At 74.7% G+C, this 9,038-nt stretch carries 11 protein-coding genes; 6 read left to right on the forward strand and 5 right to left on the reverse strand.

The features are described from left to right. Positions 1 to 176 precede the first annotated feature (176 nt). A complete protein-coding gene (locus IE172_RS03825; RefSeq protein WP_190096001.1) occupies positions 177 to 518 on the forward strand; it encodes a hypothetical protein in 342 nt (113 codons plus the stop codon). Between the two features lie 50 nt (positions 519 to 568). Here the strand turns inward: IE172_RS03825 and IE172_RS03830 are convergent, their stop codons facing one another. Then, positions 569 to 1,360 carry an adenosylcobinamide-GDP ribazoletransferase gene (locus tag IE172_RS03830; protein WP_190095603.1) on the reverse strand — a complete coding sequence of 264 codons (792 nt, stop codon included), beginning with the start codon at positions 1,358 to 1,360 and terminating at the stop codon, positions 569 to 571. A gap of 60 nt (positions 1,361 to 1,420) precedes the next feature. On the opposite strand from IE172_RS03830, the gene IE172_RS03835 reads away from it, so the two are divergent. Beyond that, positions 1,421 to 2,179, forward strand: a complete 759-nt coding sequence (locus tag IE172_RS03835) for a hypothetical protein (RefSeq protein WP_190095604.1) — start codon at positions 1,421 to 1,423, stop codon at positions 2,177 to 2,179. Between the two features lie 54 nt (positions 2,180 to 2,233). On the opposite strand, the gene cobT is transcribed toward IE172_RS03835, so the two are convergent. Further along, positions 2,234 to 3,280 carry a nicotinate-nucleotide--dimethylbenzimidazole phosphoribosyltransferase gene (cobT, locus tag IE172_RS03840; protein WP_190095605.1) on the reverse strand — a complete coding sequence of 349 codons (1,047 nt, stop codon included), beginning with the start codon at positions 3,278 to 3,280 and terminating at the stop codon, positions 2,234 to 2,236. Positions 3,281 to 3,498: 218 nt separating this feature from the next. Between cobT and IE172_RS03845 the strand changes: the two genes are divergently transcribed. Further along, positions 3,499 to 4,548: a class I SAM-dependent methyltransferase gene (locus IE172_RS03845; protein WP_190095606.1), complete on the forward strand. Its 1,050-nt coding sequence runs from the start codon at positions 3,499 to 3,501 to the stop codon at positions 4,546 to 4,548. Between the two features lie 6 nt (positions 4,549 to 4,554). On the opposite strand, the gene IE172_RS03850 is transcribed toward IE172_RS03845, so the two are convergent. Further along, positions 4,555 to 5,754: a bifunctional adenosylcobinamide kinase/adenosylcobinamide-phosphate guanylyltransferase gene (locus IE172_RS03850; RefSeq protein ID WP_190095607.1), complete on the reverse strand. Its 1,200-nt coding sequence runs from the start codon at positions 5,752 to 5,754 to the stop codon at positions 4,555 to 4,557. Positions 5,755 to 5,881: 127 nt separating this feature from the next. Here IE172_RS03850 and IE172_RS03855 point away from each other — a divergent pair, with 127 nt between their 5' ends. Further along, the gene (locus tag IE172_RS03855; RefSeq protein WP_190095608.1) at positions 5,882 to 6,118 is read left to right on the forward strand and encodes a hypothetical protein; all 237 of its coding nucleotides are present in this window, start codon (positions 5,882 to 5,884) and stop codon (positions 6,116 to 6,118) included. Between the two features lie 147 nt (positions 6,119 to 6,265). Here the strand turns inward: IE172_RS03855 and IE172_RS03860 are convergent, their stop codons facing one another. Continuing rightward, the gene (locus IE172_RS03860) at positions 6,266 to 6,934 is read right to left on the reverse strand and encodes a methyltransferase domain-containing protein (RefSeq protein WP_190096002.1); all 669 of its coding nucleotides are present in this window, start codon (positions 6,932 to 6,934) and stop codon (positions 6,266 to 6,268) included. Positions 6,935 to 7,011: 77 nt separating this feature from the next. Next, the gene (locus IE172_RS03865; RefSeq protein WP_229885763.1) at positions 7,012 to 7,611 is read right to left on the reverse strand and encodes a DUF3043 domain-containing protein; all 600 of its coding nucleotides are present in this window, start codon (positions 7,609 to 7,611) and stop codon (positions 7,012 to 7,014) included. A gap of 309 nt (positions 7,612 to 7,920) precedes the next feature. On the opposite strand from IE172_RS03865, the gene IE172_RS03870 reads away from it, so the two are divergent. Together IE172_RS03870 and pspAA are read left to right on the forward strand one after the other, a co-directional pair. Beyond that, positions 7,921 to 8,718 carry a PspA/IM30 family protein gene (locus IE172_RS03870; RefSeq protein ID WP_268253459.1) on the forward strand — a complete coding sequence of 266 codons (798 nt, stop codon included), beginning with the start codon at positions 7,921 to 7,923 and terminating at the stop codon, positions 8,716 to 8,718. 20 nt (positions 8,719 to 8,738) lie between these two features. After that, positions 8,739 to 9,020, forward strand: coding sequence for a PspA-associated protein PspAA (pspAA, locus tag IE172_RS03875; RefSeq protein WP_190095609.1), 282 nt, complete (start codon positions 8,739 to 8,741; stop codon positions 9,018 to 9,020). The last annotated feature ends 18 nt before the right edge of the window (positions 9,021 to 9,038 follow it).

Raw genomic sequence — 9,038 nt, forward strand, 5'->3', positions numbered from 1 at the left:
CCCGCGCCACAACTTCACCACCCTGCCGCGGATCCGCAGCGAATCCCCGGCGTTCGACCTGCACCACCCGGACATCGCCGCCATGGACGACCTGGAGAACCACCCCCAGGAGTCCGTCACCGTCGCCCCCGGTGACAAGCAGCGGTGAGCGCGCGGACGGGAACACGGAGGACGGCGTGAACCCCCGCCAGGACAGCGCCCGCGGTCTCAACCAGCTCGAGGGCCTCCTCCTGTGGGCCGCCGAGGTCGAGGAGGCACGGAGCCGGGCCGCCCGGTTCACCGAGGAACTGCCGTGGCTGACGACCGCTCAGCGCGAGGAGGTGGAGCGGGTGTACCGGGCCGACCGGATCGCCGCCTCCCGGGACACGCTGGTACGCATCCGCGACCGGGCGGTCGAACTGCGCGGCGAGTACGAGAACCGCTACCGGCAGCTCCGGGCGCGCTGCGTCGGCCTGACGGCCGCGGCGGTGGCGGGCGGAGCCGGCACGGCGATCACCGCGCTCCTCACCCGGCGGTGACCGCACGGCGGACCCCCGGGCGGCTCGCCGTCCGGTGTCCCGGGACGGTCTCAGCCCAGTGAGAACACGACGAGCGCGGTCGTCGCCGCCGTTTCGGCGACCCCGCCGAACACATCGCCGGTGACGCCGCCGAAGCGGCGGACGCAGTGCCGCAGCAGGAGTTCGGCGACGGCGACGGCCAGCAGCACCGCGAGCACGGCACGCAGGACGCCGGGGGGCCCGAGGACGGAACCCCCGGCCGCCGCGAGCCCGGTGACCACGAGCGCGGCACCCACCGCGCCCGGCAGCGGGACCACTCCCGCGACCGCCGCGCCGAGCCCTCCGGGCCGGGCGGGCGGCACACCGCCGCGGGCTGCCAGGGTGAGCGAGCAACGCGCCACGACCGCGGACACGACGGCGGCGAGGGCACCCCACGCCCAGCCGTGGCCGTAGGCCTGGGTCAGCGCCGCCACCTGCGCCAGCAGGACGAGAACCAGCGTCACGACACCGAACGGGCCGATGTCCGACTGCTTCATGATCCGCAGGGCGTCCTCGGCGGGCTTGCCGCTGCCGAGCCCGTCCGCGGTGTCGGCGAGCCCGTCGAGATGCAGCCCCCGGGTCAGGACGGCCGGTACCGTGACGCCCGCCACGGCGGCGAGCAGGGCGCCCGCGCCGAGGAACAGCAGCAGGAGACCCGTCCCGGCGGCCAGGGCCCCGGCCACCAGGCCGACCGCCGGGGCGCACAGCATGCCGACGCGCGCGGTCGGCCGGTCCCAGCGGGTCAGCGGGACCGGGAGCACGGTCAGGGTGCCGAAGGCGAAGCGGAGGCCGTCGGCGCGGGAGGCGGGGGAGGGGGCGGGCACCGGCGCAGATTACCCGGCGGTCACCGCAACGCCCACGGCAGCCCTGGATAAAGTGCGCATATGGGACAGTGGCTGGAGCGGAACATCATCGAGCCGGGCAAGCTTCCCCTGCTCCTCGCGCTGGCCGCCTTCGTCCTCACCTTCCTGGCCACCCGGGCCGTCACCCGGCTGATCCGGGCCGGCAAGGGGCCCTTCGGGAACGTCACGGCGGGATCGGTGCACATCCACCACGTGGTGCCCGGGGTCGTCCTCACCGTGATCGGCGGATTCGGCGCGGTGGCGAGCGGGAGGGAGGGCTTCGGCGCGGCGCTCAGCGCGGTGATCTTCGGGATCGGCGCCGGGCTGGTGCTGGACGAGTTCGCGCTGATCCTGCACCTCGCCGACGTGTACTGGACGGAGGCGGGGCGCAAGAGCGTGGAGATGGTCGTGCTCACCGCCGCGCTGGTGGGGCTGCTGCTGGCGGGGTTCAGCCCGTTCGGCGTCAACGACCTCTCGCAGGACGAACTCCAGAACCGCGCGGGGGCCGCCGCGAGCATCGGAGTGAACTTCCTCTTCGCGCTGATCGCGCTGATCAAGGGGAAGGCGCGGATCGCCGTGTTCGGTGTGATCGTCCCGGTCGTGGCGCTGGTCGGGGCGCTGCGGCTGGCCCGGCCGGGGTCCTGGTGGGCGCGGCGGTTCTACCGGCGGCGGCACCGGGCCCGGGCCAAGGCGATGCTGCGGGCCTACCGGCACGACCGCCGCTGGTCCGGACCCCGGCGGGCCGTCGAGGACTGGCTCGGCGGGCGGCCCGACCCGCCACGCCCGCTGGAGCGCGGGTAGCCCTCCAGCGGGCGGGTGGAGGGGCGGCGCCCTCCCGGCAGCCGCCCGGCGCGGTCACTCGCGTTCCGGCAACTCCGCCGCCAGGGCCGCCGCCGCCTGGACGAGGGGCAGCGCCAGCAGGGCGCCCGTGCCCTCCCCGACCCGCACACCGTGCGACAGCAGCGGTTCCAGCGCCATCCGGTCCAGCGCCTTCGCCTGCCCCGGCTCCCCGCTCGCGTGGGACGCCAGCCACCAGTCCGGCGCCCGGAACGCCACCCGCTGCGCCACCAGCGCGCACGCCGCCGTCACCACGCCGTCCAGCACGACCGGCATCTTCCGCACCGCCGACTGCAACAGGAACCCCGTCATCGCGGTCAGGTCGGCCCCGCCCACCGTCGCCAGCAGCCGCAACTGATCACCCAGTACCGGCCGCGCCCGCCGCAGGGCGTCACGGATCGCCGCGCACTTGCGCATCCACGCCAGGTCGTCGATCGCCAGCCCGCCGCGCCCGGTCACCACCGACGCGTCCGTCCCGCACAGCGCGGCCACCAGCACGCCCGCCGCCGTGGTCCCGCCCACGCTCACGTCGCCTAGCACCACCAGATCCGTACCGGAGTCGGCCTCCTCGTCGGCCACGGCCATTCCCGCGCGGAACGCCGCCTCGGCCTCCTCCGCGGTCAGCGCGTCCTCGACGTCGATCCGCCCGCTGCCCCGCCGCACCCGGTGCCGTACGACGTCCTCCGGCAGTTCCCCGGGATCGCAGTCCAGGGCCATGTCGACCACCCGCACCGGCACCCCGAGCCGCCGCGCCAGCACGGACACCGGGCGGCCGCCGTCCAGCACCTCCCGCACCAGTTCCGCGGCGCTGCCCGCGGCGCGCGCGGAGACGTCCAGACCGGCGACGCCGTGATCGCCGGCGAACAGCACCACGCGCGGACGTTCGACCGGCCGCACCGGCACGGCGGACTGCGCCGCCGCCAGCCACTCACCGAGGTCGTCGAACCGGCCCAGCGACCCGGGCGGCACGACCTGGCGCTCCCGGCGCGCCTCCGCGTCACGGCGCACCCCGCCGTCCGGACGCTCGATCAGATCGGTGAAGTCGTCGAGATTAAGCGAGCTCATTCGCCGAACAGTACCGGCCCCGGTCGAACACCACGCCGCGCCGCCCGGCCCCGCGCGCGCGACCCCACCGGCACCACGCCACCCCGGCGCCGTTCCACCCCGGAAGGGCTCCCCGTCCGTAACGTTTTGCCATGGATTGCCGGACAAGCCTGTCCCGGTACCGTCCGTCCCGTACGTCCCCACCTCCGCGCCGTACGCCCGCACGCAGGGAGCCGCCCATGTCCGCGCCCACCCCAGACGCCGCGATCCCCGCCCCGCACGGCTCCGCGCGGGTGCACGAGCCGCGCCGCGGGGACTGCCCCTGGTGCGGCTCCGCGCGGCTGCGCAACCGGCTGAGAACCGGCGACCTGCGCCGGCACCGGCCCGGCCTGTTCACCGTCGACGAATGCCGGGACTGCGGCCACACCTTCCAGAACCCCCGCCTCACCGCCGAGGGCCTCGCCGTCCACCGGAGGGCCGTGCGCGGCGCCCCCCGCGACCCCGCCACCGAACGCGTCCTCGCCCTGCACGCCGTACGGCACCGCCGCCGCGCCGCCGCCCGCGCGATGCTCCCCTTCGGCGAACCGGAGAGCTGGCTGGACGTCGGCACCGGCCTCGCCCGCTTCCCGCAGAGCGCGCGGGAGTACTTCCCGTACACCGCCTTCGACGGCACCGACCTCACCGCGCGCGTGGAGAAGGCCCGCACGCTCGGCCACGTCGAGGAGGCCCACGTCGGGTCGCTCACCGACCCCGCGGTCCGGGCCCGGCTGGCCGGCCGGTACGACGTCGTCAGCATGCTGCACCACCTGGAACGCACCACCGATCCCCGCGCGGAACTGCACGCGGCCCTCGACGTACTGCGCCCCGGCGGACACCTCCTCATCGAGACCGTGGACCCGCGCTGCGCCTTCGCCGCCCTGTTCGGCCGCTGGTGGCTGCCCTACGACCAGCCCCGCCGGCTGCACCTGATGCCCCGTCGCAACCTCCGGGCGGCACTCGAGGAGCGCGGCTGCGTCCTCGTCACCGGCGGGCACCGCGCCGCGCACGTCCCGCACGACCTGGCGGGTCTGGCCGCCCTCGCCCTCTCCCACGCGCTGCCCGCCCCGGACACCCCCTGGCGCGCCATCCCGCCGACCCCGTTCCGGCGGCGGCTGCGCACCGTGCTGCTCCGCGCCGGCACCCCCCTGGTCGTCGCCGCCGCGGCGGCCGACCTGGCCCTCGCCCCCCTGCTGCGCCACACCCCCTTCGCCAACGCCTACCGCGTCATCGCCCGCACACCGGGATCCTGAGCCGGGTCAGCCGCGCAGCACGAGCGCCTGCCCCGCCACCACCAGCAGCACCTGTTCGCACTCCTGCGCGAACGCCGCGTTCAGGCGCCCCAGTTCGTCACGGTAACGGCGGCCGGACGGGGTGGCGGGCACGATGCCCGAGCCCACCTCGTTGGACACGGCGACCACCGTCCGGCGGGTCCCGCGCACCGCCTCCGTCAGTGCCCGCACCCGCTCCCGCAGCGCCCGCTCGCCACCGTCCGCCCACTCGGCGTCGTCCCACGCCCCGACGGCGTCCATCGCGTCCGTCAGCCACAGCGACAGACAGTCCACCAGCAGCGGAGGCCCGTCGTCCGTCAGCAGCGGCACCAGGTCACAGGTCTCCAGGGTCCGCCAGGACCCCGGCCGCCGCTCCTGGTGCGCCGACACCCGCACCGCCCACTCGGTGTCCCCGCCCCGCGACCCGCCGGTCGCCACGTACAGCACCTCGGGGAACGACTCCAGCCGCCGTTCGGCCTCCACCGACTTGCCCGAACGCGCGCCGCCCAGAACCAGCGTCCGGCGCGGCACGTCGGGCACGTCCTCGTAGGCGCCGACCTCCAGCGTGGTCCCGTCCGGCACGGCGCGGGCCCCGGCCGCCGCGAGCCGGCGCCGCACCTCACGTCCCGGCGGCACGTCGTGGTCGAGATGGACGGCGATCACGTCCGTGGTGGGGCCGACCGCGCCCACCTCCCGCAGCCGTGCCAGCGCGTCCGGACGCCCCACCACGTCCAGCAGCACCATGGCGTACGGCTCCGCCGGCTCCTCCAGCCCGGCCGGCGCCCCGCCCGGCGGCAGGTACAGCAGCCGCTGCCCGTCGGGCCCGGTCACCGCGTACCCGGTGCCGGGCGCGTCGAGCGCCACCGCCCGGACCCGATGGCCCGTCAGCAGCGCCAGCTCCCGCCCGTCCGGGACCCGTCCCGGCTGCGGCAGCCCGGCCGGCACCTCCACCGCGGGACCGTCGTGCGGATGCGACAGCAGCACCTGGCGCACACCGCCCAGCGAACGGCCCGCGCGGGCGGCCGCGAACGCCGCGCCCGGCGTGAGGTCGAGCAGCAGCGCCCCGTCCACGAGCAGCGAGGTGGCCGCACGCGCGTCCGCGCCGAGAGCGCAGGCGCACGCGGCGCAGGGACAGTCGGGGCGGGGCAGTCCCGCGGGGGCACCGGTGCCGAGCAGAGTCAGTTCCACGGACCCGATTTTCTCCCCTCCCCACGACCGCTGCCCGTCCGACTAGGCTTCCGGGCAGGAGCCGGACCAAGATCCGGCTTCTGTCGTGACAGTGTGCTCAGCGTGCTCACACCCATGGGAGGCGTACATGGCGGCATGGACGTGGCGGTTCGAGAAGGCCGACGGGACGCAGGTCGAGCCCGCGGTGCCGCCGGAGGAGTTCCCCACACAGGGGGACGCCGAGTCCTGGATCGGGGAGAACTGGAAGGCCCTCGCGGAGGGCGGCGCCGACCAGGTGCGGCTGCTGGAGGACACCACGGAGATCTACGGCCCGATGAGCCTCCACGCGGAAACCGAAGCGGAGGCGGAGGCGGAGGAGGCGTAAGCCTCCGGGGCGGGAACCCGCGCCCCCTCAAGGGGCGCGGGGAACCGCGCGAGCAGGTCCCGGGCGCCGGCCCGGGGGACGGGACGGTAAGGGGCGGCGGGGGCGGCGGAAACCCGGCGGCAGCCCTGGCCCGGGCCGGCGGCGGCCTCAGCCCCGGACGCCGCACAGGTGCAGCAGGGAGGCGACGCCGCGATAGGGGTCCGTGCGCCCCGCCCGGTCCTCGACCGCGAGCAGCGCGTCCAGGTCCGCCGGCAGCCCCGCGTCGTGCGCCACCGAGTCCGTGAACACCCGCACGCCGTACCAGGTGTGCAGCGGCGCCCCGATCCCCGCGAGTGTCGCCGTCAGCCACTTCAGCCCGTACGACGTCGCACCGAAACCGGCCAGCGCACCGGCCCAGTCACCGGACAGACCCGCCCGCATCGCCGGCGCGTCGCCGTTGCGCACCAGCAGCGACAGCAGCCCCCCGGGCGCCAGCATCCGCGCCACCCCCGCCAGCAGCGCGTCCGGCTCCTCGACGTACATGAGCACGCCATGACAGAGCACCACGTCGAAGCTGCCCGGCAGGAAGTGCACACCGGTGTCCCCGGCCCGCCCCTCGACGATCCGCATCCGCTCCCGGATGCCCTCGGGCTGCCCCGCGAGCGCCTCCCGCGCGGCGGAGATCATCGCCGCGTCGTGCTCCACACCGGTCACCTGGTGACCGGCCCGGGCCAGCCGGAGCGCCTGCGCGCCCCGGCCCATGCCCACGTCGAGCACCCTCAGCCGCCGTCCGACCGGGAAGCGCCCGACGATCTGCTCCTCCAGCTGGCGGGCCACCAACTCCTGCCGGACGACGTCCCGCAGACCGCCGGGCCCGCTCACCCGGCCGGGTGCGTCGGCGAACGGCGTGGTGCTCAGGGCCGCTCCCCGCGCTTGACCTGGGGCTTGGGCAGCCGCAGCCGGCGCATCTGGAGCGTGCGCATCAGGGCGTAGGCCACGGCGCCGCGCCTGCTCTCGTCGGGGAAGCGCTCGGCGAGGGTCTTCTTCAGCCGGAACCCGGTCACGATCGAGTCGAGCACGATCATCACGATGACCACCAGCCACAGCAGCAGCGCCGCGTTCTGCAGCTGGGGCACCTGGATCACGCTCATCACGAGGATGATCACGGCCATCGGCAGGAAGTACTCCGCGATGTTGAACCGCGAGTCCACGTAGTCGCGGGCGAACCGGCGCACCGGCCCCTTGTCGCGCGCGGGCAGGTAGCGCTCGTCGCCGCTGGCCAGCGCCTGGCGCTGACGCTCCAGCGCGGCACGGCGCTCCTCGCGCTGCCGCTTGGCGGCGTCCTTGCGCGTCATCGACGTGTTGGCCACGCTGCGGCGCTGCGACTGGGCCGCGCTGCGCTTGGGTGTGGGGCGGCCCTTCGGGGCCTCCGGGTGACGGGTCTGCTTGGAGTCGGTCAGCGTCGCCTTGTCGGCGACGGATGCCTTCTCTTCCTTGGCACGGCTACGGAACACAAAACCCAAGGGTACGGGGTCCCGCGGTTGGACCCCAGCCCCGTGGGGAACGATCCGGCAACACCGGACGTCTCCAAAAGGACAGGAGGGGACGTAGTGCGGCTCTCCGGGAGGTGCCCCGCGGGCCGACCCCGGGTACCACCTACTCCCTACGCCGGATCGGGAGGGTACGCAGGTCGTCCTTGGGGATGAGCGCATCCGTCCCCGAACAGTGCGGTAATGGATGCAGGGCCCGTACTGTGGGTTCTGTTGCAGTCGCTGGAGCTGGAGTCCGTCAGAAGGGGGCGCGCGAAGCCCATGAGCGGTGTCATGAAGCGTATGGGGATGATCTTCCGCGCGAAGGCGAACAAGGCCCTTGACCGGGCCGAGGACCCGCGCGAAACCCTCGATTACTCGTACCAGAAGCAGCTCGAGCTGCTTCAGAAGGTCCGCCGCGGCGTCGCCGACGTGGCGACCTCCCGCAAGCGGCTGGAGCTCCAGCTCAACCAGCTCCAGTCCCAGTCCGGCAAGCTGGAGGACCAGGGCCGCAAGGCACTCGCGCTCGGCCGCGAGGACCTGGCGCGCGAGGCGCTCTCCCGCCGCGCCGCGCTCCAGCAGCAGGTGACGGACCTGGAGACCCAGCACGCCACGCTCCAGGGCGAGGAGGAGAAGCTCACCCTCGCGGCCCAGCGCCTGCAGGCCAAGGTGGACGCCTTCCGCACCAAGAAGGAGACCATCAAGGCCACCTACACCGCCGCCCAGGCGCAGACCCGCATCGGCGAGGCCTTCTCCGGCATCTCCGAGGAGATGGGCGACGTCGGCCTGGCGATCCAGCGGGCCGAGGACAAGACCGCCCAGCTCCAGGCGAGGGCCGGCGCGATCGACGAACTGCTCGCCTCCGGCGCCCTCGACGACCAGTCCGGCATGCACAAGGACGACATCCAGGCCGAGCTGGACCGCCTCTCCGGTGGTACGGATGTAGAGCTGGAACTGCAGCGCATGAAGGCGGAGCTGGCCGGCGGCGGCAGCGGTGACCGGCAGGCCATCGAGGGCGGCCAGGCCCAGGGCCAGGACCGGACGCAGTCCCAGCAGCAGCCGCAGGACACCCCGCGCTTCGACAAGCAGTAGCCCACGCCGAGGAGGGCGACATGATCGTACGGATCATGGGGGAGGGCCAGGTGACGCTGGCGGAGAGCCGGCTCGCCGAGCTGAACAAGCTGGACGAGGAACTGCTCGCCGAGATGGAGAACGGCGACGGTCCCGGCTTCCGCGCGACCCTGAAGGCCCTGCTGGCCAGGGTCCACGAACTCGGCGAGCCCCTGCCGGACGACACCCTGGAGCCCTCCGACCTGATCCTGCCGTCCCCGGACGCGACCCTGGAGGAGGTCAAGGAGCTGCTCAGCGACGACGGCCTCATCCCGGGTACCTGACGATCACGCGGCACCGCC

It is taken from the genome of Streptomyces griseoflavus (genome assembly GCF_014649995.1).
In the GTDB taxonomy this organism is placed as follows: Bacteria; Actinomycetota; Actinomycetes; order Streptomycetales; family Streptomycetaceae; genus Streptomyces; species Streptomyces griseoflavus.

What these genes read in the sequence shown, in the direction of transcription:
- IE172_RS03835 (WP_190095604.1), top strand. Translation starts at nt 1,421, where the DNA reads ATGGGACAGTGGCTGGAGCGGAACATCATCGAGCCGGGCAAGCTTCCC.
- cobT (WP_190095605.1), bottom strand. Translation starts at nt 3,280, where the DNA reads ATGAGCTCGCTTAATCTCGACGACTTCACCGATCTGATCGAGCGTCCG.
- IE172_RS03845 (WP_190095606.1), top strand. Translation starts at nt 3,499, where the DNA reads ATGTCCGCGCCCACCCCAGACGCCGCGATCCCCGCCCCGCACGGCTCC.
- IE172_RS03855 (WP_190095608.1), top strand. Translation starts at nt 5,882, where the DNA reads ATGGCGGCATGGACGTGGCGGTTCGAGAAGGCCGACGGGACGCAGGTC.
- IE172_RS03870 (WP_268253459.1), top strand. Translation starts at nt 7,921, where the DNA reads ATGAAGCGTATGGGGATGATCTTCCGCGCGAAGGCGAACAAGGCCCTT.
- pspAA (WP_190095609.1), top strand. Translation starts at nt 8,739, where the DNA reads ATGATCGTACGGATCATGGGGGAGGGCCAGGTGACGCTGGCGGAGAGC.